The organism is Candidatus Brocadia sapporoensis (genome assembly GCF_001753675.2).
Classification (GTDB): Bacteria; Planctomycetota; Brocadiia; order Brocadiales; family Brocadiaceae; genus Brocadia; species Brocadia sapporoensis.
This window is the reverse complement of sequence record NZ_MJUW02000116.1, coordinates 4,988-31,939: the sequence shown is the minus strand read 5'-3', so window position 1 is coordinate 31,939 and position 26,952 is coordinate 4,988. Positions and strand designations below refer to the sequence as shown.

Here is a 26,952-nt window from a genome sequence, read left to right as displayed (position 1 = left end):
CCTCATCGTTCATTTATGGTTTTACCGTCGCCTCGTACGACAAACGCTACCCGCTTGTCATAGACCCTGCTCTGCTCTACTCCACGTACCTGGGTGGAAGTTATGGCGATGCAGGTGAAAGCATAGCGGTAGACGGCGCCGGCAATGCATATGTGGCGGGGTAGACAGGGTCTTCCGATTTCCCAACGAAAAACGCCATATATGGAACCAATGCTGGTGGCTTGGATGTCTTTGTGACAAAGATAGATGCATCAGGCACAAGCCTTTCCTACTCCACGTACCTGGGGGGAAGTAGTGATGAGGGGTGGGGCGGCGGCATAGCGGTAGACAGCGCCGGCAATGCGTATGTTGCGGGGTATACGGAGTCTTCGAATTTCCCAACGGAAAACGCCTTTGATGGAAGCTATAATGGTTCCGGGGATGCCTTTGTGACAAAGATAGCTGCATCGGGCACAAGCCTTTCCTACTCCACGTACCTGGGGGGAAGTAGTATAGATAAAGGTTATAGCATAGCGGTAGACAGCGGCGGCAATGCGTATGTAACGGGTATTACGGGCTCTTCCGATTTTCCAACGAAAAATGCCATTTATGGAAGCTATAACGGTTTTGTTGATGCCTTTGTGACAAAGATAGATGCATTGGGTGGCCTTTCATATTCCACATATCTGGGGGGAGGTGAACACGATTCCGGTGTAGGCATAGCGGTAGACAGTGGCGGCAATGCGTATGTGACGGGTGATACAAATTCTTTTTACAATTTCCCAACGAAAAACCCCATTTATAATAGTGCTGGTAATTACGATGCCTTTGTGACAAAGATAGATGCATCGGGCACAAGCCTTTCCTACTCCACATACCTGGGGGGCAGTGATAACGATATTGGTCATTCCATAGCGGTAGACAGCGTTGGCAATGTGTATGTGGCGGGTTATACATGGTCTTCCGATTTCCCAACGAAAAACGCTATGTACGGAAGTGGTTCTTACGATGCCTTTGTGACAAAGATAGATGCATCGGGCACAAACCTTTCCTACTCCACGTACCTGGGGGGCAGTGGTGACGATTGTGGCTATGGCATAGCGGTAGACAGTGGCGGCAATGCGTATGTGACGGGGTATACATTGTCTTCCGATTTCCCAACAGAAAACCCCATGTATGGAACCAAGACGGGTTATTACGATGCCTTTGTGACAAAGATAGACGCATCGGGTACAAGCCTTTCCTACTCCACGTACCTGGGGGGAATTGATGACGATGCAGGTGAAAGCATAGCAGTAGACAGCGCCGGTAATGTGTATGTGGCGGGTTATACATGGTCTTCCGATTTCCCAACGAAAAACGCTATGTACGGAAGTGGTTCTTACGATGCCTTTGTGACAAAGATAGATGCATCGGGCACAAACCTTTCCTACTCCACGTACCTGGGGGGCAGTGGTGACGATTGTGGCTATGGCATAGCGGTAGACAGTGGCGGCAATGCGTATGTGACGGGGTATACATTGTCTTCCGATTTCCCAACAGAAAACCCCATGTATGGAACCAAGACGGGTTATTACGATGCCTTTGTGACAAAGATAGACGCATCGGGTACAAGCCTTTCCTACTCCACGTACCTGGGGGGAATTGATGACGATGCAGGTGAAAGCATAGCAGTAGACAGCGCCGGTAATGTGTATGTGGCGGGTTATACATGGTCTTCCGATTTCCCAACGAAAAACGCTATGTACGGAAGTGGTTCTTACGATGCCTTTGTGACAAAGATAAGCGCAGACGCAACACCTATACCCACACTCACACCAACATCAACACCAACTACTACACCTATGCCTGACACACCGACACCTACGCTTACTGTTATACCAACATCAGGTACACCTACACCTACACCAACTGTTACACCAACACCTGAAACGCCGACACCATCACCAACTGTTACACCTGCACCTGGCACACCGACACCAACGCCATCGCCAACTCCAGAGCCTTGTAAACCAAAAAAACTTAACGTAAGACCTAAATCTTTAAAACTTGCAAGAGGGATGAGTGTGCAAAAAATTGTGACCTTAACCTGCAAAAAAAGTTTACCATCGGTGAACCGTCTCGTGGAGGTTAAAATAGTGAGTGGTAAAAAACGCGTGACGGTTTCGCCAACAATGAAAGAGACTGACGAGAATGGTCAAGCCACTTTTACGATTACCGCTACAGAGAAGACGGGTAATGCAGTAGTACAATTCAAATATAAAAACCTGACAGGCGATGTAACAGTAAAGGTAAGATAAAAGTATTTATTCATTGATACGGGCTTGGCACGCAGAACAATGAAAAGAGCCGATCCTCAGCTCAAAAACAAAAAAGATGGCAAGTGTGGGGTTTAAAGGCAAAGCCGCCGGTCTTAAGATAATGGTAAAAATGAAGTATAGAAAAGGAGGCTGTTTAGCTTTTCAGAAAGGAATTTCCTATGCATTTCATGTGTACGGCAAAAGAAGAACCCTTTGCTGCCTTGTGACACACCCCCCGGCCCCTCTTTTTCGAGGGGAGAGCAAGAGTCTTTTCTGGAAAGGGGGGATTTCGGGCTGTGTATGGTACGGGCAAACGCCGTATTTTTATAGAGTGCAGAAATCTTCATGTTGCCGGGATTTTTCAAAAAACTGAATGGTTACAGAAAATGGAATTCAAAGATGTGGTTTGGAATACGAAAACAAAAGTATCCCTGTACACCTGTTTTCTGTTTAGGTAAAGAGGGCAAAACCGTGGAAAATTTTTTCTGAAAAGATTTTCAGAATACGGTATGGAAAAAGAATGCTTACGGGAATTTTGGGGAAATCTTTATTTATAAAGCCTTTTCAATTTTAATGATTTCATAGGAAGATTCCCCTTCGGGAAGCTTGATTGTAACGGTTTCACCCGCATTTTTGTTTAATAATCCTTTCCCAATAGGGGATAAATAAGAAATGACCCCATTTTCAATGTCAACATCCCAGGGGCCTAGGATGGTATAAATCTCTAATTCTGTCTTTCCCTGGTGTCTTAACGTAACTCTGGTGCCCGGTGAAGCTGAGTCGGGGTGAACGGAATGTGGGTCAAGGATAACCACCCGCTGCAGTTCCGACTTCATGCGTTCTGCCTTTTCCACGAGCATTGCCTGTTTTTCCCTGGCTGCTTTATATTCCGCATTTTCCCGAAGATCGCCCCGGCTTATAGCCTCTCCAAGGTCGCGTGCGTTTTCCGGAAATTCCACGTTCATGAGATGATCAAATTCCTTCTTCTTTTTCTCATATCCCTCTTTGGTGACGTATATTTTGTGCTCATCGAGTTTTGGAAGGCCGGGTTTTTCAAAGAGCTCCGGGTAACGGTCCTGAATGACGCTTTCGATAGAGACTTTGAACCAATCTTCCAGGCCCTTGCTGCTGGAAACCACGTTATAGATGCTTTCTGCATTGGCATCATTCAGAATATTAATAGCGTAATCCGTTCCCTTGTCCTCGAGGAGATTTTTGATTTTGTTCACAATGGTTTTGAAATCTCCGTCACGGCCTTTCTGTATCTTAAAACAGAGATTGTCCAATAACTCAATGAGGCGGTTGAGCATGATAGCCGGATCGATATTTTTGTAGAGTTCAGGGTACCGGCCATGCATGCTGTTTTTGCAAAACCAGATATAATGCTCCGGATATGCGTTGAAGTGATTGAATGCCTTGAACGCCACTTCTTCAATCGTGTGTTGCTTGTTTTCAGCGATGAGTTCCTTGATGATAAATTCCCAGAGATTGCCGCGGTTTATAAAAAGGAGATGGGCAAAATCCTCCTGCCACTTTTCCTGACGGATCTTTTTTATCAAATCAAGGCTATATTTCTTATATTCTAATATACCAACGGCATCGACGAGCGCCGGAAGGTTGTTGTTTTTTCTGATAAGTGTTTCGATTGTGTTTTTGTATTTATCCGGTTCAGCTTTGAGCATGCATTGCATTTCTTCCAGGAGGATAAGACATTCCAAAGCCACGGAGGGGTTCGTATCGTGACATTGGTCTGCCGCTTTTTTAAATTCGTCGCTCAGTTGAGTGAGGGTTTCTTTGCAAACTTCCGTATGTCTCATTTCCGAAATATATTTTTTTGTGATTTCAATCTTTTTATCAAGGTCTTCCGTCTGGTTTAATCTTTCGAGTATCTCCTGGTGATGGGTCATGGGGGAAGTACGGAATTCCAGAAAGGATGTGGTGGGTGTGCCTTCGGTGAGTTTTATATACGGGTCTTTCTTGAGTAATTTTTTTGTATGCGTCCACCATCTGCCCCATCCATCGGGGGGTATGACACCTGCGATAAGCCGGTTTTTTAGCTGAGAAACGGATGCTTTGCCCTTAAAATATTTTAATGTGAGTTTGATCAAATCAACCGGCTGTTCTTCTATCATTTTCTGTAATGCATCTTTCCTGGCAAAGATCATCACCAGCAGATCATCGTTGTCCAGTTTTTGCAGGATATTCGGGGCAATGTCTATGGCGACACTATGATTGCTCTTTTTTTCAAAATTGATATGTATTTTTTCGGAGTGTGTGTCAACAGAGATTACTTCTCCAACACCCCAACTCTTGTGAAAGACATAATTACCCTGATCGAGGTAAAAGTATCTTTCTAACAACTTCATAGCGTTCCTGATATCGGTCGTAGTCTCCGGACAGGTTCTTGTAATAAGATCCTTTGCATAGGGTCTGTCTTTATAGATGTATGAATAGCATTCGGCAAACTCTTTTGCCAGTCCCTTTTCTTTCGGATTATATTCCAGTATCTTTTTTAATATTTCCAGGACGTCTTGATGGAGTCCTTTTTGTTTGTAAAGCGATGTAAGTGTCATGAGAAAATCGTGGGCACGTTTTTTTTCTTCACGCTTCATAAGCAGATCCACGATCTCGAACAGTGCGGATAGATTATTGTTGTTGGATTCGATTGCACCGAGCCATGCCTCTTCCAGTTTATTGTACTGTTCCGTGTTAACAAGGGATATCAGTTCATTTATACTGAACGTATTTTTATGTATTAAGACCTCATTGGACATGCGTGTTCTCCTAATTCTTTAATGCAGAAAAAATAAAATATGTTATGATTATAGAAACCTTTATTATAAAACTATTTTATTCATAAGAAAAGTAAGAAATGGGATTGTACCGAAAATGGGGTTTTGATTCCCGAGAATATTACGGTCGTTACCGGTTTTTTAAATAATTAATGAAAATGCAGGTTTTTTTACTATAATTTCTCCCTGAAGACAATTTTTGTATCTTTCAAAACGAATTCGTGTCTGAACGAAAACACATATTTTTGTCATTTCGCCCGAAGGGAGAAATCTTCAAACCCTACAATTTCAATGCTCAAAAGATTTCTCGCTCCGCTCGAAATGACATTTCTGGTAGTTTTTGTTCAGACACGAATTACGACATTTTCAGCAAAGACAGATAATTAATCCTGACAGGGTTGACTCGCAAAGTTCCTGGTTGTGGTTTTATCTTTTCCGATTCATTTGAATTCGGTATAGGGTCATTGTTGAATGTTTAATTAAGAATTTAGCATACGTATCAGACGGGCAAATTTTTTGCATCGAGAGGCTTCAGATATGAGAAAAATACCAAGGACGATGAGCACACAGCATCCGGATAATATAACGATGCCCTTTTTTACAGAAGGGACGTGTTTTTTCGGTGAGGATGAAATAAAAGAGGCGTATTATGTGTTTTCGCATCTCCGGTGTGATGAGCAGATGTGGGATTGCGAAGGAAAGGAAGTCGACGAGTTTGTCATTAAGAAACTGCTTACCCGGTATGACAACTATTTCAAAAGAAACCGTATTGGCAAAGATTGCTTTATTACGTTGCGGGTGCCCAATCCCATGGTGGAAAAGAGCGAAGCAAAGATTCTCCTGGAGACATTGGAGAGTGCGCCACGATCCTATGATACGGCACATCAGTTTTACGGATCGGATGATATACCGCCTATTTTTGAAGTAATTCTCCCAATGGCTACGAATACTGAGGTAATTAATCGGGTGTACTATTATTACCGTGACTTTGTGGTGGGGAAACAGCACAGGCGGTGTTTCGAGAACGATATTACGATAAAGGAATGGATTGGTGAATTTAAACCTGAAACCATAGAGGTTATTCCGTTGTTCGAGGATATCCCTTACATGCTCTCAGCGGATACGATGGTGCAGAATTATCTTAAGGATAAACAAGTCTCCTATCAAAGGGTATTCCTTGGCCGTTCTGACCCTGCGTTAAACTACGGGATGCTGTCCGCCATACTCGTTGTTAAAATTGCTTTACAGCGGTTGCATTTGTTACAGGAAAGGATCCATGTTCCCATCTATCCTATCCTGGGATTGGGTTCGAACCTTTTCCGTGGCAATTTATCGCCTCTCAGTGTGGATGAATGCCTGAAGGAATATCCAAGCGTTCAGACGTTTACGATCCAATCAGCATTTAAATATGATTACGATGAAAGACTGGTGACAGATGCAATTCAGAAGATTAATACCCAGGAAAGGATGGACCCTCTTTTTCTTCATGAAGAAGTGGCTCTGGATATTACAGAAAGATTAGCATCGGCTTACCGGGAACAAATAAAGGAACTTGCGCCGCTGATTAATGAATTAGCCAGGTTTGTCCCACAGCGCAGGATGCGCAAGCTTCATATCGGGCTTTTTGGTTATTCGAGGAGTATCGAAGGAATCACCTTGCCCAGAGTAATTTCTTTTTGCGCCTCGCTTTATTCAATTGGACTTCCACCGGAGTTGCTGGGTTTGCACAAGTTAACGGAGAAAGACCTGCTGTTCCTCAAAACTGCGTATCCGTCCTTTCTGGAAGACCTTTCCTTGGCGGCATCGTATTACAATGAGGATGTCAAAAAATTAATATCTCCGAAGATTGCGAAGGATATTGAGAAGTCTTTGGGAATGGTAAAATATACAGAGAATCTACTCCATAGCCAATACACATCCCAAATCATTCATGCTATTCTTTCCGGAAAGAAAGAGACCGTGACGGAAAATGTAATAGCAGCGGGAAAGACCAGAAGGTTCTTAGGTTAATTTCATGAACAGGAATGGAAAATCATTTAATCACGGCGGAACAGGACAATAACTATCATCCATAATTTCTGCTGACGTATGCAGAAGTTAGCAAATGATTCGTCTTTTCTCCGCTCAATCAAACAATAATAATGCAAAATATATTTAGGCATACCATACTTCAACGCTATCTTCTCAGAGAATGGTTCAGGATATTTCTACCGTCTTTAACGTGTTTTGAACTGTTGATGTTCTTAGGATTTGCTGTTCAATTACTGCACAAAGGACTCGATATTGTTGCCCTGAGGGTGCTCATCCCCCATCTCTTTGTTCAGGCTTTGCCTTATTCTATTCCTGCGGCGCTGCTTACTGCTACCTCCATGACGTATGGGCGTATGAGCGCCGACCACGAAATTGTCGCTATCCAGACGAGCGGTGTGCATATTCTGAAAATAATTATTCCTGTGTTCGTTGCTGGAGGCATCTTTTGCCTCATAACATTGTCATTGGTTTCTGAAGTCTTGCCGCGGTCGTATTACAGAATAATATCGCTTCAGGAGCGCGCCCTCAATAATATCCTGGCGGGGCGTCTGGCGACATTCCAGAAGAAACTGGATTTGTATCCCTATCAGATATACGTGGGAAGTGTGGAAAATAATATTAATAAAGACATCGTAGTGCTTGAGTACGCGAATGACTATGTGATAAATGTGATCCTTGCTGAAGAAGGCTCTATTGCTATGGACGAGAAAGATAAAAAGATTTTGCTCACACTTCGTCGGGGTGAATTTCTTAAGCCAAATTACAAGAAAACGGAAGAAATCCCCCGGATGGGCGTGTTTCGTGAAACAACATTTGAAATTTCTCTGAAAGAGGTGAAACGGGGGGCTTCCACCCGATACATGACGCTGTTTCAGCTTTGGAAGTACAACAAAGATATTACTGCGGAAATGGCTAAAAACAGAGAGACATCGTCTTCTGCAGAAAAAAACAAGGACCAGTTAACGAAAGAACTTGCGGTTCAGCGGGAAGAACTGAGTGAATTGTCCAGAAGGCGCGAGAAACTCCTCCTGGAATTAAAACGGTCGAATGAAAATGTAATACGGCAGAAGACAAAGATTGAGGGGTTGGAAAATGAGTGTAAAATCGCCAAAAATTTTATTCTTGTTGCCAATGAAAATTTAATACAGATCAAAAGAGAAAACAAGCAAGGTGGTTCTCTGAATGATGGCAAGGACAAAAAAATCATGCAAATCAAGGAAACCATCGAAAGAGAAAAGCAGAGGATTTATAGTATCGAACAAAAAGTTGCTACAGCCAGCGATATAAAGGCTGAAGAAACGAAAAAAATCGCTTCTTTTTCCCAGACCATTGCCGAGATAAACAACCGGAGAGAAGTCTTGTTAAAAAATATTGGGGTTGCGGAAGACGAGTCGAATATCAATGCTAAAATGGAGATACTACGGGGAAATGACGTTTCCATTCACAAGCGATTATCTCAGGCTTTCTCGTGTATTCCTTTCATCATTATTGGCGTTCCTATGGGTATTATGTTACGGAGCGGACATCTTATTATTGGGGTTGGCACAAGCTTTATGGTGATTCTGTTTCTCTATTATCCGTTGGTGGTAACGGGCATTGTGCTGGCAAAGGACACCTTTGTTCCTGTTGTGCCTGCCATATGGGGCGCTGATATTATTCTCTTTCTTGGTGGTATGTTTATATTCAGGAAACTGTTTGCCAGATAGCTAAGCAGAAGGTATGTTGCCCTACCTTTCCCATCACGCTGCGGGGAAGTTGTCCATGGTTTTTGCCCATACAACTTCTTGACATTTTATAGAAAAGGATTAGTATTACATATACTCATTTTGAACCAAATCGAATATTTGCCACTTTTACGTGACGAATGAATACATGAATAACAGACTTAACTTTGGAATAAGTATTGGGAGTAAATGGACGCGCATTATTAAGGCATTGATTATTGCCAATGTTAGTGTGTTTGTGCTCCAATTACTATTTTCGACGGTGAGTTTGCAATGGTCGCCTCAATTGCTGAACATCTTGACGGATGAGCAACTAGGCCGGACTTCATCTTACCCATGGTATTATCCCGCCCCTGATAAATTTACAAAATTGTTCTGGCTTTACCCGCCCGACACAATGGGACATTTGTGGCTATGGCAGTTTTTTTCCTATATGTTTCTGCATAGCACAACGGATCCCTGGCATCTGATATTTAATATGCTGGGTCTTTGGATGTTTGGAAGTGCGGTTGAACGGGTGCTTGGGCCAAGGCGATTTTTGACGCTTTATTTTACCGCAGGGATTTTTGCAGGAATATGTTGTTGCATTTTTACCCCGGGAACTCCTATTCTGGGGGCTTCTGGAGCAATATTTGCCATTGAAGTGGCTTTTGCCATGTGTTTCCCAAATAGCACAGTCTTTTTCTATTTTTTTCCTATAAAGGCAAAATATTTGGTTATGATCTTTGCTGGCTTTACGATCTTTAGTTGCATTATCCCAAGGCCTGGTAACGTTGCGCACTTTGCGCATCTGGGGGGGCTTGTTTACGGATTTTTATTTGTTCGATATTCCTACCGGGTTGAGGGATTTCTCAGAAGATGGCAGGTACTTCAACAGAAAAAGGAATTCATAAAAGACCAGGAACTGCGCACAAAAGTGGATGAAATTCTCGATAAGGTGAATCGTGAAGGTTTAAGAAATTTGACGTGGAGGGAACGAAATTTTCTCAGGAGTGCCAGTAAAAGATATAAAAAGAATAAAGAGTTAAAGATGTGGGAAAAATTGTAATCCGGCTGTAATATTGAATTATACAGGGAGCGTTCGGTGTTTAAAATTGCAATAAATGGTGTCTGCGGAAGGATGGGAGCCAGGATTGCGGCTCTTGCCTCTGAAGATTCCGAGTTGAAATTGGTAGCTGCATTGGAAAGATCTGGTCACCCGATGCTTGGTAAAGATGTTGGCTCAATTTCCGGGTGCGGAGACACCGGGGTAAAAATTACCTCGTCATTAACTGTCCATGCCGATGTTTTGATTGATTTTTCATCACCCGAGTCTTCAGTAACTATCGCTGATATTTGCTCAAAAAAGAATATTGCCATCGTTGTCGGAACCACAGGGCTGGGGCCACAACAGCACGAAAAATTTCAGTATTACTCTCAAGTGATTCCCTGTCTCGTCTCTCCCAATATGAGTATCGGAGTCAATATTTTGTTTAACCTTGTTGGACAGGTAGCAAGGATGGTAGAAAATGAGTTTGATATAGAGATAGTAGAAACTCATCATCGGTTTAAGAAGGATGCACCCAGCGGCACGGCTTTGCGCCTTGCCGAGAAGATATGCGAGGCAACAGAACGTACAATGGAACAAGATGTTGTTTATGGCAGAAATGGGATTACCGGAGAACGGCCAGCGAATCAGATTGGTATTCATGCGGTTCGTAGCGGAGATGTCGTTGGCGATCATACGGTTGTCTTTGGCAGTTTAGGAGAACGCATAGAGATTACACATAAAGCACATACCCGGGATACCTTTGTGCGTGGCGCGATTCGAGCAGCAAAATTTATCGCCAAAAAACCTCCGGGGATGTATTGTATGTCAGACGTCCTGCAGATAAGATCATACTGAATTTCTTGGCAGATGAAGATGGAAATAAAAATAACACGGCAGGACTGCGACGAAATCCCCTATTAAGGTGACGCAAAGAACCTTGTTAATAACTGAAATTTTACGATAGAATTACGATGAATTATGAGATTTGATAAATTTACGATTAAAGCACAAGAGGCTGTACAGGAAGCCCAGGAACTTGCCGAATCCAAGAGACAACAGCAGATACTCGCAGTGCATTTATTGGAAGTTCTCATCACTCAGGAACAGGGCATTGTAACGCCGCTTTTAAAAAAATTAGGGATTGATACTGATGCCGTTCTTGATAAGACGATAGGAGTAATCAATAAATTGCCGCAAGTAAGCGGATCGGGAGCGCCTGGTCAGGCCTATGTGAGCGCAGAACTTCGGGATACCTTTAATCTTGCGTGGGAGGAAGCGAGCAAATTAAAGGATGAATATGTAAGTACAGAACATCTGTTGTTGTCGCTTGCAGGCCAAAGAAACATTTCTGCAGGAAAAATACTCAGTGAGGCCGGTCTTACCAGGGATTCTATTTATGCGGCATTGAAAGAGATCAGAGGCAGTCAGAGGGTTACTGATCAGAATCCGGAAGAAAAATATCAGGCGCTTGAACGGTATAGCAAAGATCTTATCGAATTGGCGCGGAAGGGAAAGCTTGATCCTGTTATTGGAAGAGACGATGAGATACGGCGCGTTATACAGGTTTTGTCCCGCAGGACAAAGAACAATCCTGTACTCATCGGCGAGCCAGGGGTGGGAAAGACCGCCATTGTAGAAGGCCTTGCCCAGCGCATTGTAAATGGCGATGTGCCGGAGAGTCTGAAAAACAAGCGGGTCATGTCTTTAGACATGGGAGCGCTGATTGCGGGAACAAAATACCGGGGTGAGTTTGAAGATCGTCTCAAGGCAGTGCTTAAGGATGTGGGTGAAAAGGAAGGGCAAATTATCCTTTTTATCGATGAATTACATACCGTAGTGGGGGCAGGAGCGGCTGAAGGCGCAGTCGATGCATCCAATTTATTGAAACCAGCGCTTGCCCGTGGCGAGTTGCGCTGTGTAGGGGCTACGACTCTGGATGAATACCGGAAATATATCGAAAAGGACGCAGCATTAGAAAGACGCTTCCAGCCAGTCTACGTCGGCGAGCCATCCGTAGAAGACACTATTGCGATCCTGAGGGGATTGAAGGAACGGTATGAACTGCACCATGGGGTACGCATTAAAGATTCTGCAATTGTTGCCGCAGCAACACTTTCCCAGAGATATATTTCGGACCGGTTTTTACCTGACAAAGCGATTGATTTGATCGACGAGGCCGCCTCGAAGCTGAGGATTGAAATTGATAGTATGCCTGTCGAACTTGATGAAATTGAACGAAAGAGTATGCAACTGGAGATCGAAAAAGAAGCGCTGAAAAAAGAAAAAGACACCGCATCAAAACAGCGCATGGAAAAAATTGATAAGCAGTTGTCGGATTTAAAAGAAGAATCAGGTGCGCTTCGTGCGCAATGGGAAAATGAGAAAAAAGTCATCAAAGAAATACAAGAAATTAATGCAAAGATTGAACAAGCCCGAATTGATGAACATACAGCGCAGAGAGAAGGAAATTTAGGGCGGGTGGCAGAGATTCGATACGGAGTAGTCAGGGAATGCGAACAGAAACTAAAACAAAAACACCAGGAATTGCAGGAATTACAAAAGAACAAATCGCTCTTGAATGAAGAGGTGGATGCCGATGATATTGCTACGGTTGTCTCCAAGTGGACAGGGATTCCGGTCACACGAATGCTGGAAGGGGAGAAGGAAAAGCTTTTAAAAATGGAAGACCGGCTCAGAGAACGGGTCATTGGGCAGGATGAAGCGATTCGTGCGGTTTCAAATGCCATCCGGCGCGCCCGTGCCGGGCTTCAAGATCCCAATCGTCCCATTGGCACTTTCTTGTTTCTCGGTCCGACGGGGGTCGGAAAAACCGAACTTTGCAAGGCATTGGCGGCTTTTCTGTTTGACAATGAAAATGCGATGGTGCGTATTGATATGTCAGAATTTATGGAACAACACTCCGTAGCACGACTTATTGGCGCGCCACCGGGTTATGTTGGGTACGAAGAAGGCGGACGCCTGACTGAGGCAATTCGGCGGAGGCCGTACTCTGTTATTTTGTTCGATGAGGTGGAAAAGGCACACCGCGATGTATTCAACATATTGTTGCAGGTCTTTGATGATGGGCGTCTAACTGATGGACAAGGCAGGACGGTCGATTTTAAAAATACTATTATCGCGATGACCTCAAATATCGCAAGCCAGTGGATACAGGATCTTACAGGCCCTGAGAATGAAGAGGAGTTGAGAAGGCAGGTGAAACAGGCATTGAAAGAGGCGTTCAGGCCAGAATTTCTAAACCGTATCGACGAGACGATTATCTTCCACGGATTGTCAAAAGAGATGATAAGACAGGTTGCAGAAATTCAGTTAAAAGAACTCCAGAAGCGGCTGTCCAAAAATAATTGCCGTTTAACGGTAAGTGACGCGGTAAAGGAGCGGTTAGTGCAGGAGGGCTTTGATCCACATTTCGGCGCCAGACCTTTAAAGCGCACAATACAGCAGATGATTGAAAATCCGCTTTCTCTGGAGATTCTTGCCGGCAGGTTCGGGGAAGGGGCTGAAATCAAGGCAGATATTCAAAATGGAAAAGTAATTTTTACCTCTCATGAATTATCTTCAACGTGAAGATAAAAAGGATAGCTTGCCACGAAAATCTATGACACCTCAAAAAAAATGAAAGACATTGGTACACTGCCCAAGTTTACTGAATAGGAATCTAAAAAAAAGAGAGGTAAATCCTGATTATCCTTAGTAAATTTATGAACATCTGTTGGGAATTTCTTGTATAAATAAATTTTTCGTTACTTTGAATGGAGCTTATTGTGAATAAAAAGATAGGTAAATACTTTCTATGTTTTTCTGTTTTTTTTGTAGTGATTTTCATAACCACTGTAACTTCTTATGCGGTAGATCCGGTTAGAAAGATAAAACTCGATGAGTTAAATATGTTGCTAAAGAACCATAAAGGCAAAGTAGTGATTGTGGACTTATGGGCTACATGGTGCCCGCCGTGCAGGAAAGAGATACCGGGATTTATTAATCTTTATAATAAATACAAAAATAACAATCTGGAAATTATAGGGATCGCCTTTGATGAGAATGGGCTTGAAGTGGTTCCTGAGGTTATAAAAAAAATGGGTATTAACTACCCTGTTTATCTTGGCTCTGATGATATTGCTCAAGCGCATGATCTCCGTGCATATCCTACTACCATTATCTATGGTAAAGATGGTAAGATCGCGAACAAACATATTGGTTATGTGTCTGAAAATGGTTTTGATGATGAGATCGCTGCATTGCTGAAGAAATAAAAATAATAATTGAGGAATATCCAACAGGGAAGATACGGTAAGATGTCTTACTAACGTTGAAGAGATATGTAAAGACTGCAAAGGTCTTTATTGAGAAGATTGGTTAAGGCTTTCACTTCGTGTTACTTAGCCACTTACACTTTTTTATCTTTTATCCGATGTCTGTAAAGAATATTTGGATGACGGTGTAAACTGGGAGATGTATAATGCGTATAAGAAAATATTGCTGGCTATCTATCCCCCCAAGCTACACTGATGGTTCTGATAGTAACATCTGCATATTCTTATAAGGGATAGAGTATCGTCAGACCAAGAGATGCTTCTTTTATGAAATCAACCACAATCTTTAAAAAAAATACAAAGTAGGCTAGAAGCAGAGCGATGATACCTGCAATTGAGGCGCAATAGGTATAATAAAAATGTCCATTTGACTTCATCTCTCTACGGACTTCATTAAATCCGTTTCTACTTGTATTTCTATCATTTTGTATAGTTTTTTCCATATTTTTACTCCTCTCTAATATTTACAATATTCTGGCAGAGACTTAAAACGAGGTGCGGCAAAGCCGAAACACTACGGACTTTTTATCTCTATTTCAGACTATTATCTTCTCTCTTTGGTGGTAAGAAGAGATACGATATGGCTTCAGGGAATTTGCGGAGACGAGAATTGTTGTTGCATTATGAATAAAGACCGAAGCGACCGGAGCTATTGCCCCTAAGATACCGAGACCTATCAAGACGCTGTTAATTCCAATAATGTGCCTGAAGTTTTTTTTGATGCGGGACATAGCATCCTGCGCAATCTCCCTTGCATCAATAAGCCCATCAAGCGGTACATCTAAAAGTAAAATGTCACAAGCCTCTTTTGCGATATCTGCACCATGATTCAGAGATATGCCAACGTCAGCATAAGAAATAGCAGGGGAATCATTTATCCCGTCGCCAACCATCGCAACCACATAACCCTGTTCTTTTAAATCTTTAATTATTTCTGTCTTCCTTTCCGGAAGAGCATCCGCACAGTATTCCTCTATACCGAGTCTTTTTGCCACAGTATGCGCTGTAGCATCATTATCACCGGTAAGCATGATGATTCGCTTCACACCCAAATTCTTAAGCCGACTGAGAAATATTTTCGAATCTTCTCTTACCCGATCCTCAATAATCACAATACCTGCAAGCTTATCTTCCACTGCTACATAGAGTATTGAATATCCGCTGTCCATAAAATTTTTTATTACAGACTCCTCATGTTCCACACGAATCTTATTGTCCTCACAAATGAAATGTTTGCTCCCCACCAGGATCCTCTTGCCATCAATCCTTGAAGCAATACCATGTGCAAGAATATATTCTACCTCTGCATGGTTCTCTTCATGGACAAGTCCTTCGTCTTCAGCCCTTTTCACCACAGCAGTTGCCACCGGGTGAGGAAAATGTTCCTCCACACATGCCACATTTTTCAACAGGTATTCCCGGTTAAAGCTGTTAAAGGGGATGAGATCAAAAACTTTTGGCTTTGCTTCGGTAAGGGTTCCGGTCTTGTCAAAGACAAAGATGTCTGCCTGCGCCAATTTTTCTATAAATCTGCCACCTTTTACGAGGACCCCTCGTTTTGATGCAGCTATCATCGCCGACATAATTGCTAAAGGAGTTGACAGTTTGATGGAGCATGAGTAATCAACCAGCAGCACTGAGGCAGCTTTTAGTGGGTTATTTGCGAAGAGGTATATCAGCCAGCTCAGCAAAAAGCTATAGGGAACAATCTTGTTTGCAAGCATTTCCGCATAATTTTGCACATCTGCTTTTAAACCTTCTGATTCCTCAATCACCTTGATTATCTTGGAAACCCTTGTTTCATCACCCACCCTTATAGACTTTATTGTTAGAAGGCCTTCCTCCAGCACGGTACCAGCGTAAACCATTAACCCCTCCATTTTAGGAACAGACACGGGCTCGCCGGTCATTGACGACTGATTGACCAGAGCCACGCCCTCTGTCACAATACCATCCACGGGGATACTGCCACCCGTTCTTACAACCACAAGATCACCTGCAACTACGTCCCTTGTATCGACCCTCATTTCCCGGCCATTTTTCTTTATCCATGCCCACCCATCCTGACCCTGAAACATCTTTGAAAAGCTTTCTCGTGATTTTTGGCGTATCCGCTCTTCGAGGTAATCACCAACTTTCAAAAAGAACGTTATTAAACCTACAGCCAGGTAATCCCCCCTTAGCAATGAAATTCCTATTGCCGCCGAATCTAGAGTGTCAACATTCAGGCGTTTGTTCAGGGTTGCCATAAAACCTCTTCTCAGGACGGGCACGGCGCCATACAGGGCAAGGAACGGTTTTAGTATGAATGGTATAATTGGTTTTGCGAGCAAAAGAGCCCCGGATAACATTGCAGCCTTCTTTTTCTGTTTAAGGGTGTCTTGCTCAAAATTTTCTTTTTTTACAAAAATCAACAACGTCTCTTCTATTATCTTTAACAGGACAACCCTCACAGCACGGTCACCGTTATAGCTGACCAGGAGATTCCTGGTGTGGCGATTGAAGGATACCTTCCGTACCCCATCAACAGCTACAAATAATCCCTCTATCCGGGAATTTTCCGGGCAATGCCTTTTGGATAAGGCGAGACTGATCCTCATCCTTTGAGGAAGATCATGGATAATTTTGTATTTCATTCCTTCTTCTTCTGTTCCTCTGCCAGTTTTCTGAGTATCTGTTCTATTCTCTCAAGCCGGATTTCCTTCTCGTGCCTCTCTTTGACTCTGGAAAAGATGTATGCTCCAACCATGACTGCGCCAACCCCTCCGGCAATAGTTGCTAATGAACCGAAATAGGTTCTTGTTTTATTGATAATGCTCATGTTTACGCCTCCTCCTTTTTGGACCTCTGCCGTAAAGCCACCTCTACCATCTGTTCTACCTTTTTCAGTAGGTCTTGCTCCTTTTTTTCTGTCTCTGCTTCTGTCTCAAGGTCTTTCAGATGTACATGTTTTGCCTCAGCCACAATATCTTCTATATCCTCTTTTACTTTTTCATAATTTGCAATTAACCACTCTTTAAATGCAATGCCTTCTTTCGTAACTCCAACCGCAGCGGGCCGCATCTTCTTTGATAATCTGCCAATTCCAATGATGGCAAGGGCTCCCAATGCGCCACCAGCCATCAACCAGAGACTACGCTTGTCTATAAAAAAGCCGCCCATACGCTCCCCCCTTTCATTTTCATTGTTTTTGCCTTCTCCTTTTTCCTCTTTTTTTTCTTCCACAAAGACCCCCTTTTGTTTCTAAAATGAATTCCACAGAACAATAAATACTACCTTCCGATTGCTGCTTTTATTGCCATTGGGACCAGGGCATTCAGCGGCATCGGCAATATCGCATGGGCAACCGCATCAGTCAGGGCATGTAAGGCATGTCTTGCAGCGGGTGGCTTTGAATTCTTTTCCTCTGCAGAAAACTGCCAGCTATCGGCCGACTTCTCCGCACATTCTTTCAAAACCCGGCTGATATATTGCGTTAAGGTTTGTCTGTCAATGTAGCGCTCATCAAACAGAACCAAGATCCTCCCGGTTTTGTGATTTACCGTTACCTCCGTCAATCCTCCTAAATACGCAACAATGCTTTCTTTTAAATATCTGCAAATATGTGATTTCCCCACAAGATTCTGACTTTCAAACCTTATTCTACCCGGCAAAATACTTAGTGGAGCCATGTTTACGTTCTCCTTATAAAAGTTCTTTTTATCAAAACACTTAAATGGCCGTCTTATACAATAAGACGTTTTTTTTAGCAAACAACAATTACATCCAAGGCTCATATGATTTTTAGAATTTTATGATAATTGTCACTTTGATAACTGTTTTCGTGAAAAGTTAACCAATATTCCCACCCCTTCCTGTCAGAGGAATTTTATTTTTGGGAAAAGAGTTTGACCCCTTGCAAAATGGGGGATGTGACATCTTTGTGCATCGGCAATACCTCAATAGGGATTTTCACTATTTATTCTTTACCGCTGCAATACGTTCTTCCGGTAAAACCGGTATTTGGCGTAGCTGCGCCTCCGTAATTATATGTTTGAGATACGGCAGGTTATGGGCGTCTTCACCAACGATCACGTAGTCAACAAACGGTACAAGGGCTACTACTGACAAGTCAAATTTATCCATCTGTTTTGCATAGCAAAGGTGTATGTTTGTCACCCCGGAACCTTCCAGTTTTCGAGCTACACTAAGAAACCGATCAAGGCTACTGATTACCATCGCGGACATAGTTTATCTCCTTTCGCCGCTTCTTTAAAGTTCATCGGAGAAAAATGGATTCTCTTTTACTTCTCCCCAATGGTGGGAGACCGTCATTTTCCGTACCTGCGAGATGTATAAACTACACTATTTCACAAGAGGAATAAATTCCATTACCACATATTACTAAACCAGGCAAGCGGAAAAGACAAAATCTGGGTCAAAAATCGCAAGGGAATCCTGTCAGGATTTTGAACCCCGACAGGATTCACTTTATTTATGTTTCTGCTAAAAATGCAAAGTATCACTAAAAATATTATTAGTTACTATTATTACCACCGCCTGAGCCGCTTCCACCAAGGCATTCACCTGCTCCACTGGTATCGGCCTCGCTAGGGTCTTCACCGTTGGGGCCCTTTGCACCTCCAGCTATCCACCTTTCGATCTTTTGTATCTCATACTCCGTAAAATACGGACCGCCAAATGGCATACGATGGTCATTTTCAATTAATTCTTCGGTCTTCTGACCACGCAGGCGTTTTAAGATTAAGCTGTTTGCTGGATTTTCTAAATCTATGAGAGGCTCATGCAGACTTCCATCAGCGCCAGAGATTATACCTTCCCAGCTAGAGAGGTCCATGCATGCTTGGGATTGGGATCGTTCCCTGGACGTTGCGCTATTGTTATTATAGTGACAAAGACTGCAAGGAGTACTGCCATTGACCGATGCAGTGAGTAGTGGAAGCACGTCCCGATTAAAATCGGGGGATGGAGTATCGTCTATCGCCCCTTCTTCGATCCATTTCCGAATGATTGCAATTTCTTTTTTCGTAAAGAAAGGCCCACCATAAGGCATGCGGCCATCATATACGCCCATATTATCTCCTTCTCCCTCCAGCCTTTGCAGGAGAAGACTCTTTTTTGGATCGTTAGTATCTATGATTGGCTCTGTGCCTGCCTCAGCTCCGGCAATGATGTCTTTAAAAGAACCCATGCTCAACTCGGCCTTGGCATTCTCCGGAATGCCGTTACTGGCTATTGTAAGATTAGTAAAATGGCATCTGACACAAGCAATTGGTTTTGATGTGCCTTTACTTTTTGCCTTTACAAAGAGAGGCAAGATATCCTTAGTAAAACTGACAGGTTTCTTCTTTTTTTTCAATGTTTTTACTTCTGCATTTACCTCATTTACTGCTGGCTGATTGCTCGCATTGCCTGACCTCAGATGAACAATTGTTGTAAAGACGGATACAAATATTCCAAGAAAAATAAAAAAATATTTCATTTTGTTTTTGATCATACCCTTACTCCGTTTATTGAAAATTAAATATTTAAAGCAATTCACTTTCGTAGTTATCGAGAATGGTGGATATTGTTTGTCTTGCGGCATCAGCATTTGCATTATCAACCATGTTGCTGGCATCTTTTAAAGCATGCAGGGCATCTTCCATCTCCTCGTTGTCTTTGGTACCGAGACGTATCTTTAAATCCTCCATAAATATTTTTGAGTAATGAAGCGCTTCTTCTGCAGTTATGATGGCGCGACCGCGATTGTCTGCATTGATGGCCGATTCGTTAGACTCCAATTCGCTTCTGACCCTACCAATAAACCCTTTACTCAGTTCTCTTATCACAATATTAGCATCCACATCGGCTAAATCACCCGTAAGCTGAGATTTTACGGTTTTGTTACCTTCGGGATTATCCTGTAAAACAAATGCTTCTATAGCCCTGTAATACATCTCGCCTTCTTTTTGATTCTCAAGGGCTCTTGCCAGGTTACTTTCCCTGTTGTTCAAAACGTCGCCGGTCTCCCTGATGACTGCTATATAGAATGCCCTGGTGAGAGAGATGCTGATGACCTGGCGCTGCATGCCAATCACAATTTCGCCTTCATCGTGATTTTCCATATTCAGGGCTTTCTGCCCTCGTATGAAAGCAACTAATATCTGATCTTCAAGGTTGGGATTACTTCCCGTTTCAATAGCTGTGTGGTCTTTACTAAGCACCTTGTTTTCCCTGTCTGCTGTGCCAACGATAGCCTGATAAGCGGCATACGCCTCGTCCCATAAGAACATAAGGTCTGCTCTTTCCTTGCGATGAAAATCATCGAGAACGTCAGTGGTGCGTTTAAGAATAGCCAGATAAAAGATCCGTTGCAGTGTCTTGTTAATAACCTGTGCTGCCAAATCTGGCGCGGTATTGTTTTTAATATCATCAAGGGCTCCCGCAATATCACTATCCAGAGTTAAGTCGTTTTCTGCGTCTACTTCTTTCGTTAAAGCTTGTAATTCTCCCCGATAAACAGCAGCTAAGGAGTCTCCATCAATTGGAACCTGTCTTCTCAGTACACCAATTTCCTTGAAGGAAGTAACCGCAGAATCCATCGCCTTGGTATCGTTGGTTTTTGTATAGAGTGAAAAGATTAGGGTGAAATCCTTTTCTACTTCGTTGCTGCTTTTACTTATCTTCAAAGCCTCGGTCATCGTTTCAAAACCCGGTGATTTAACGATGAAGGTGTATCTCCCCTTTCTTAAATTGACGATTTCATATGCACCGTTAGAATCCGTTGAAACAGTCTCTTCCATGTTATTTTCATTTGTATCCTTTGTTACGATGGTTATATGCGCATCTTCTATGGGGTCACCATTTTCGTCTGAAACAATTCCAGTAATTGAGGCGGCTTGTGAAATAGATCCCTGTATGTCGTACAAGCATGTCGCGGCCAGCAGACCAATAACAATGAAAAACGACACGAATAGTTTGTTTTGCAAAAACATAACCAAACACTCCTTTCATATAGTGAGACTCACTCTCAACTACAGAACAAAAAAAAACACAATTGATGTCTATATTTTTTTCTCGAAAACCCTTCTTTTTGAAGGTTTTTTACTTCCACTCCATCGTTCGGCCGAGCCTACGACGAAATCCCTTTAATACAAAGGAGGGGCTGAAGGAGTACAAATTCTGTTGTAGCCGTGCTGAGCCACGAATGATACTTTCCATCATCCAAATACCTCGACTTCATAGGGAATACTGTAACAATGAACTGTATCAAAATGTAGACTATTATTTTGCACTTCCCGAACCACCGCCACTTCCGCTTCCAGATCCACTACCGGATCCACCTCCCGAACCCTGAGGGTTCAATTGTATGTCAACCACTTTACTCTTTCCTTTTTTGATCTTTGCTTTTTCGAGGACGACTTGCTTGTTTACGTTTTTAAAGCCTGATTTTTTTACTTTCAGGGTATATGTCCCTGCCTGTAAGCCAGAAAATTTAAATTCACCCTTATTTCCCGATACCCCACTATCGTTAACCTGCAGTTTTTTATTTTTTAATATTACTTCAGCACCACCTACCGGACCTCCGGCCTTTTTCGATACCACACCGGATATTATTCCGGTAGCTTGTGCATTTACACTGGTATCTGAGAATAAGAAGCCAAATAGGAAAGCAAAACACACCGGCAAAAAGATCCTTTTCAACATATTATTACCCTCCCGTGAAAAATTTATAACGGTTACAATATTAATCATAGACGTATTATATAAAATCATCTCCACTCAAAACGATACAATGTTAGCCAATTATAATCGGCCACACTGTACCGATCCCTTTTAAATTCTGCTAATTTATTTAATTTATCTTTATACTTGTCCCGCTCAAAAAGCTTGGAAGAGATAAGGATATGCTTTGGTTTGTTTTTAAAACGCCCCAGATCGTTTAAAACACCACTCATACGTGACACAAAATAGACATGGCTGTTCTTCCTGTCGCACCATTCAGGGGCATAATATTGGAATAAGCGCCAATCATTTAAACAGTAAAATTTCGTATCCTCTTTATGATAATTATTCGTTATGTAATGTATTGTCGAGACAGATGGCGGCTCTTCATTCCTGTTGATAGAAACGATCCTCAAAGAATCAAAACCTTGAGAGGCAACAAAGATAAATACGATCGCGAGAAACAACAGGATGCCGAACCTCCTACTCTTCAGATAATTGGTAAACGCGTGTAACAAACCAGCACTGATAAGAATAATTAAAAAAGGTACAAGTACCATGACTTGGCGGATTGCATCTTGAACAAGGACAATCCAGAGGAAATAAGGAATTAAAAAAGCCAGCAGGAACTTATTCCTAAGGGTCCATTTTTCATACATTAAAAAAAATACAAGGGCGATCACCACAATGATGGTTGGAACAATTCTAAGGATGGGAGTATCCACCCACCAGGTACCCAGACAGTGCGCGCTGAGATTATGAAAGATATCTAAAAAACGCTCACCATAATCTTTGGTGGTGATGATGGAATTTCCTTCCCGGTAAAAATGATAATCAGCATGGCTTAAAAATTTCTTATAGAATTTATAGGGGGTAAAATGAACAAGGAGATATCCCAGCCAGGAAGCTATGCCAAGGCTCAGGCCAGATAGCCCCCATACTATTACCTTTCTGCGGCATATCTTTTGGCTCAGTTGGTATGCCGTATATGCCATTATCGGTAGTAATGCGAGATAAGTAACTCTGACGCCCAGTCCCAACCCTAAGAGTACGCCACCCCATGCAAGGTTTTTCAATGAGGCAGAGAATTTGGTATCTTCGTGGTAACATTCCAACGCCAGATAAAAAAAAAGAATGGAAGTAATAACAAAGAATAAACCAAAGGCATCCGAGAGTGGCTTTTCTGCCTGCAACCAAACCTGCGGATTCATAATGTATAGGACGGCAGTAAGGTTAGCCACATCCTGAGAAAACATTCGTCTTGAGAGTTCATACAGTGGATATACAGCCAGGCTGCTGAACAAAATGCCTGAAAAAATCAAAGCCTGCATATCCGACCCAAAAAGTTTGTACCAGATCCAGCTCACAAACAGATAAACCGGATAACCCGGAAAGTGCGGCTGATCGTGCAAAATGTCATAACCTTTTGATAAACCGAAAGCAAAATTTACGCTATCCCACTCGTCAATATACTTACCAAAATAGAGTAATCTGGTAAACAGGCAAACACTTACAGCGGCAATGGGAATTATGTAACCCCGCGAAAAGCTTGATCTTGTACAATTCTGATGTAGTGTATTAGCTGTTTTATAATTGATGGTTTGTCGCATAAGATTATGAAAATAATTTACGCTAGATATTTACAGAGTTACAAGGAATATTATGCGGTTACCGAAGTTGTCTCGATTAATTCTTCTTCAGAGCGCATAAATTGCACATCCGCCTTCTTGTCTAAATTATCCAGTATAAGATTTTGCGCGGCCGTTATTCCCATTTCCATAGCGGTGTCCATAAAGATATACCGGAATGTACCCTGCCGGCCACACGTAATTAAGTTATCGTACTGACCCAGAAAATCAAAGAGTTTCTGCCTATGCATTGCATAATCGAGACTATAGACAGGATAACCGTGTACCACGCTTGTTGTAAAATAATCAATAACGAAATCCTGAATATCAATACCCAGACCCTTTAAATCCGCAAGGCTACGCTTCAACAAGCTTTCCTCGGAACAATTCCAGATTTCATCATTTTCGTTACAAGGAATTTCTAGCATAATGGATGTTTTTCCCTCTGGTGCACTAAAAGGACTTCGCCGCTTTGGCTCCTGAATACGTGTCATGATATATTTGCCCTCCGAAACATACATCCACGTGTTGTCGCTGATATCAGGGAGATCTACCAGGATATTTAAAAATCTAACGGAACGAAACTTTAACGCAGATGTATGATTTATGATATCCCTCGTAAGGTACCCCGGAAATGCCTTTACGAGATCTGTCAAAGGAATCGTTGATACGATAGCGTCGCAATCGATTCTTTTTGTGATGCCGTGCTGATTATAGCAAATACTTTCAATGGTATTATTATTTACCTGTATGCTTGAAACGGATGCATTAAGAATAATATTTCCTCCCATTTTGGAAATATCTTCACTCATGACATCAAACATCTGTCCGATACCTTTTTTGGGATAAAAATATCCTTTTGCATAAGTTCGTGGTGTACCTTTCCTTAACTTAAAGAGTCGGAAAAGAACTTCTTTGAGATTCAGCAGTGAGATTCTCTGTGATGCCCAATCGGATGATATGAATTTGGGAGATATACCCCAGAGTTTTTCAGTATACGGCCCAAAAAATAAATTATAGAGTGCCCTGCCAAAGCGATTGACAATCCAATCCTCAAAAGAAATATCCTTCTTCCGGAAGATAATTCTGGAGACGGTAGATATCAAATATGAGGTAAATGCTTTTAGATTCGTCCAAAGATCCATCTTCAGAAAGATGTCTTTGGCGGACAGGGGATACTCAAAAGTTTTTCCCTGCAGTAGGATCACACTCTTTCTATTAGCAGTCAACAATTCCTTGCCCATCATTTTACAAACATTTCCAACAAGCTCCTTATTTTTTGAAATGAAACGATGTCCCCCGAGGTCAAACCGAAAACCTTTATATTCATTGGTAATGCACAATCCACCCACCTTAGATTCCTTTTCAACAACAGCAACATCGTATCCATACTTTGAAATCTCCCAGGCAGCTGATAGCCCGCATGGTCCACCGCCAAGTACAAGTATCTTTTTTTTCATTTCCTGTACTCCTCTCTATAGTCAGGACAGGGATTTATCCGGATAAACATAAAAAGCGTATCTTTGTTAGGTTCAAAATACTAACAATCTGTGTTTATCCGTATCCCAAAAATCCTTATATCATCAAGCAATGTCTTCGGTTACAGGGTGGCACAGACAAACTTGCTTGTTCATGTTGTTTGAATATACACACGGGTTTGGAATATACCACACCAACAAACGAAGTTTTCCCGTGCCACCCTGTAATCCGCTTAAATAAAATAAAAATCCTATGCAATGAAACTAAAAATACGTAGCAACCGAAAACAGAAAGGCATTATTAGCGATATCAGCCATGTCCTTTTCTTCCATATTTATCTGGTAGTCAAGCTTAAAAACGGTGTCTTCCGTGTAGCGGTAGTTCAGACATGGGGTGATGCGATTTCTTAGCCAATGAACGCTTTCAAAGTTGTCATCCCTGCCAGCTGTTTGCACCTGCTCCCATCGCAGAGCGCCGGTAAAGGTTGAATTATCAGTAAAAATACGGGGACTCCAGCTTTTTAATATAGAGGGCATAAAGTGGTAACGGGCTTCCACGTAATAACCCCACATATCATCGGTAATCCCGGCATCCTTAGCCATCTTATTGGTCTCGATAAAGGCATATCCCCCTTCTCCAACCAATTCAAAAGCGCCTTTTTGATAGGCAAAGTCAAACGCCGATAGGGTTAACTGATTCTCATTTTCTTCGTCGTAACGGCATGTATAAGCAGAGCCGCCAAACTCCAAACCTATAAAAGGACTAAATTGAACGCGTCCCACAAAACCAGGGCTTTTATTATAGTTGTCAAATTGGTATCCACCCTTAGAGCTTCTTAATCCATTGACCTCTCCAAAACGTGCGGTCCCGTTTGCATCCAGGCCACGAAATGCCCCATTCGTAACGTAAATTTCATAATCCAGCTTGCTTAATTCTGTGGGATAACAACTGCCAAAAAAGCCCATGCCTGCGTCAGTAAGGGTAGTGGGAATAATCAACTGGTCGACCAGTGGGCGATCAGTAAAGTCTTGCAAAGGAGAATCATGTACGAGATTATATTTTCCCAGAGGTGTAAGTACAAATCCGCCCCGCCAATTAATCCAATCGTTTATCAAAAAATCGATTGTACCAAATTCAAGGATGACCTCTCCGTTTCGCCCGCCCCCATAGCCTCCGTGCTCAAATTCTATTTCTGATGCAAGCTTTACGCGATCCGAGATATCTGAGTAGATAAAGGGGATAAACCTTGTCTGATCGAAGCCTTGATTGCCCTTGCTATCCTCCGATGCACGGTATTGGAAGTCCATATAACCACCCAGATACGTGTTTCTCCCAAATCTTCTCAAAAAAGGTTTTGAATAAATACCTCCGAATTGCGGCGCAAGCTTGTGTTCGGCCAGCTCGGCTCCAGGCTTGGTTAAATACGTGGATTCTCTTTCCCCCTCTGTATCCGCAGATCTTTTCGCCGTTGTTGTCTGAGCTGGTGTTTCTTCCACGGCAACCTTTATCTCCTTTTTTTGTACTTCCTCTTTTAATGATGCAATCTCTTTTTCCTTTTGAGCGTCTTTTTGAATTTGTAGCTTGAGCAAATCCTTTATTTCTTTTAATTCGTTTTCGAGCATCTCAACCTTACCTTTCAACGCCTCCGTTTCGGAAGATTGTGCAAAGCTATCGGCGATGAAAACAAATACGAATAAAAATCCTATAGCCAGGAGACTCGCATAACGCATAATCTAAACTCCCTTTAAAAAAATGTACTAAGACTCATTCTCAATATGGTGCATGATTATATTCATTCTTTAATAAATGTCAAGGGTATTTTTAGAAAATGATATCGCCCTTTTCACCACTTGAATCATTTGATGAAAAATGTATTGCTTTGAATGAAAAAAGGTAACTATTCAGCGAAACGGATGGTGAGAGAGAATATTTTCTCGGAATAGTTAGG

The 26,952-nt window shown here is 42.3% G+C and carries 21 protein-coding genes; 8 read left to right on the top strand and 13 right to left on the bottom strand.

Translation table 11 applies throughout. The features are described 5' to 3' along the window. The first annotated feature begins 11 nt into the window (after window positions 1-11). Both BIY37_RS14415 and BIY37_RS13235 read left to right on the top strand, forming a co-directional pair. Window positions 12-164, top strand: a complete 153-nt coding sequence (locus tag BIY37_RS14415) for an SBBP repeat-containing protein (RefSeq protein ID WP_420886195.1) — start codon at window positions 12-14, stop codon at window positions 162-164. Window positions 165-233: 69 nt separating this feature from the next. Further along, a complete protein-coding gene (locus tag BIY37_RS13235; protein WP_143299264.1) occupies window positions 234-2,279 on the top strand; it encodes an SBBP repeat-containing protein in 2,046 nt (681 codons plus the stop codon). A gap of 551 nt (window positions 2,280-2,830) precedes the next feature. Here BIY37_RS13235 and greA read toward each other — a convergent pair. Continuing rightward, window positions 2,831-5,053 (bottom strand): transcription elongation factor GreA, encoded by a 2,223-nt coding sequence (gene greA, locus BIY37_RS11750; RefSeq protein WP_070068044.1) that lies wholly within the window; start codon window positions 5,051-5,053, stop codon window positions 2,831-2,833. Between the two features lie 555 nt (window positions 5,054-5,608). On the opposite strand from greA, the gene ppcA reads away from it, so the two are divergent. The 6 genes from ppcA to BIY37_RS11720 all read left to right on the top strand — a co-directional run bounded on the left by ppcA (window position 5,609) and on the right by BIY37_RS11720 (window position 14,130). Then, window positions 5,609-7,081, top strand: a complete 1,473-nt coding sequence (gene ppcA / locus BIY37_RS11745; RefSeq protein ID WP_070068043.1) for a phosphoenolpyruvate carboxylase — start codon at window positions 5,609-5,611, stop codon at window positions 7,079-7,081. Window positions 7,082-7,212: 131 nt separating this feature from the next. Next, complete coding sequence (locus BIY37_RS11740) at window positions 7,213-8,808, top strand: LptF/LptG family permease (RefSeq protein ID WP_080325058.1); 1,596 nt, start codon at window positions 7,213-7,215, stop codon at window positions 8,806-8,808. 166 nt (window positions 8,809-8,974) lie between these two features. Further along, the gene (locus BIY37_RS11735) at window positions 8,975-9,874 is read left to right on the top strand and encodes a rhomboid family intramembrane serine protease (RefSeq protein ID WP_070068041.1); all 900 of its coding nucleotides are present in this window, start codon (window positions 8,975-8,977) and stop codon (window positions 9,872-9,874) included. A gap of 36 nt (window positions 9,875-9,910) precedes the next feature. Next, the gene (dapB, locus tag BIY37_RS11730) at window positions 9,911-10,711 is read left to right on the top strand and encodes a 4-hydroxy-tetrahydrodipicolinate reductase (protein ID WP_070068040.1); all 801 of its coding nucleotides are present in this window, start codon (window positions 9,911-9,913) and stop codon (window positions 10,709-10,711) included. A 123-nt stretch (window positions 10,712-10,834) separates the two neighbouring features. Beyond that, window positions 10,835-13,444: an ATP-dependent chaperone ClpB gene (gene clpB / locus BIY37_RS11725; protein WP_070068039.1), complete on the top strand. Its 2,610-nt coding sequence runs from the start codon at window positions 10,835-10,837 to the stop codon at window positions 13,442-13,444. 197 nt (window positions 13,445-13,641) lie between these two features. Continuing rightward, window positions 13,642-14,130 carry a TlpA family protein disulfide reductase gene (locus BIY37_RS11720; RefSeq protein WP_070068038.1) on the top strand — a complete coding sequence of 163 codons (489 nt, stop codon included), beginning with the start codon at window positions 13,642-13,644 and terminating at the stop codon, window positions 14,128-14,130. A 284-nt stretch (window positions 14,131-14,414) separates the two neighbouring features. On the opposite strand, the gene BIY37_RS11715 is transcribed toward BIY37_RS11720, so the two are convergent. From BIY37_RS11715 to BIY37_RS11660, 12 genes are all read right to left on the bottom strand, one after another. Then, window positions 14,415-14,633, bottom strand: a complete 219-nt coding sequence (locus BIY37_RS11715; RefSeq protein ID WP_070068037.1) for a hypothetical protein — start codon at window positions 14,631-14,633, stop codon at window positions 14,415-14,417. Window positions 14,634-14,726: 93 nt separating this feature from the next. Further along, entirely contained in the window at window positions 14,727-16,826 is a 2,100-nt protein-coding gene (locus BIY37_RS11710; protein WP_070068036.1) for a heavy metal translocating P-type ATPase, read from the bottom strand. Beyond that, a complete protein-coding gene (locus BIY37_RS11705; protein ID WP_070068035.1) occupies window positions 16,823-17,011 on the bottom strand; it encodes a hypothetical protein in 189 nt (62 codons plus the stop codon). Before BIY37_RS11705 ends, BIY37_RS11710 begins: the two co-directional genes overlap by 4 nt. Before the next feature lie 2 nt (window positions 17,012-17,013). Beyond that, on the bottom strand, window positions 17,014-17,415 hold the full coding sequence (locus BIY37_RS11700; protein ID WP_080325057.1) for a hypothetical protein: 402 nt from the start codon (window positions 17,413-17,415) through the stop codon (window positions 17,014-17,016). A gap of 47 nt (window positions 17,416-17,462) precedes the next feature. Beyond that, window positions 17,463-17,861 (bottom strand): HMA2 domain-containing protein, encoded by a 399-nt coding sequence (locus tag BIY37_RS11695; RefSeq protein ID WP_070068034.1) that lies wholly within the window; start codon window positions 17,859-17,861, stop codon window positions 17,463-17,465. A gap of 283 nt (window positions 17,862-18,144) precedes the next feature. Continuing rightward, window positions 18,145-18,417 (bottom strand): hypothetical protein, encoded by a 273-nt coding sequence (locus BIY37_RS11690; protein ID WP_070068033.1) that lies wholly within the window; start codon window positions 18,415-18,417, stop codon window positions 18,145-18,147. 289 nt (window positions 18,418-18,706) lie between these two features. Further along, on the bottom strand, window positions 18,707-19,687 hold the full coding sequence (locus BIY37_RS11685; protein WP_070068032.1) for a hypothetical protein: 981 nt from the start codon (window positions 19,685-19,687) through the stop codon (window positions 18,707-18,709). Window positions 19,688-19,718: 31 nt separating this feature from the next. Next, window positions 19,719-21,167, bottom strand: a complete 1,449-nt coding sequence (locus tag BIY37_RS11680; protein ID WP_070068031.1) for a carboxypeptidase-like regulatory domain-containing protein — start codon at window positions 21,165-21,167, stop codon at window positions 19,719-19,721. Window positions 21,168-21,456: 289 nt separating this feature from the next. Continuing rightward, window positions 21,457-21,879, bottom strand: coding sequence for a carboxypeptidase-like regulatory domain-containing protein (locus BIY37_RS11675; RefSeq protein ID WP_179129392.1), 423 nt, complete (start codon window positions 21,877-21,879; stop codon window positions 21,457-21,459). Between the two features lie 65 nt (window positions 21,880-21,944). Next, window positions 21,945-23,507 (bottom strand): ArnT family glycosyltransferase, encoded by a 1,563-nt coding sequence (locus BIY37_RS11670; RefSeq protein WP_070068029.1) that lies wholly within the window; start codon window positions 23,505-23,507, stop codon window positions 21,945-21,947. A 50-nt stretch (window positions 23,508-23,557) separates the two neighbouring features. After that, window positions 23,558-24,985 carry an FAD-dependent oxidoreductase gene (locus tag BIY37_RS11665; RefSeq protein WP_070068028.1) on the bottom strand — a complete coding sequence of 476 codons (1,428 nt, stop codon included), beginning with the start codon at window positions 24,983-24,985 and terminating at the stop codon, window positions 23,558-23,560. A gap of 282 nt (window positions 24,986-25,267) precedes the next feature. After that, a complete protein-coding gene (locus BIY37_RS11660; RefSeq protein WP_070068027.1) occupies window positions 25,268-26,734 on the bottom strand; it encodes a hypothetical protein in 1,467 nt (488 codons plus the stop codon). Window positions 26,735-26,952 lie beyond the last annotated feature (218 nt).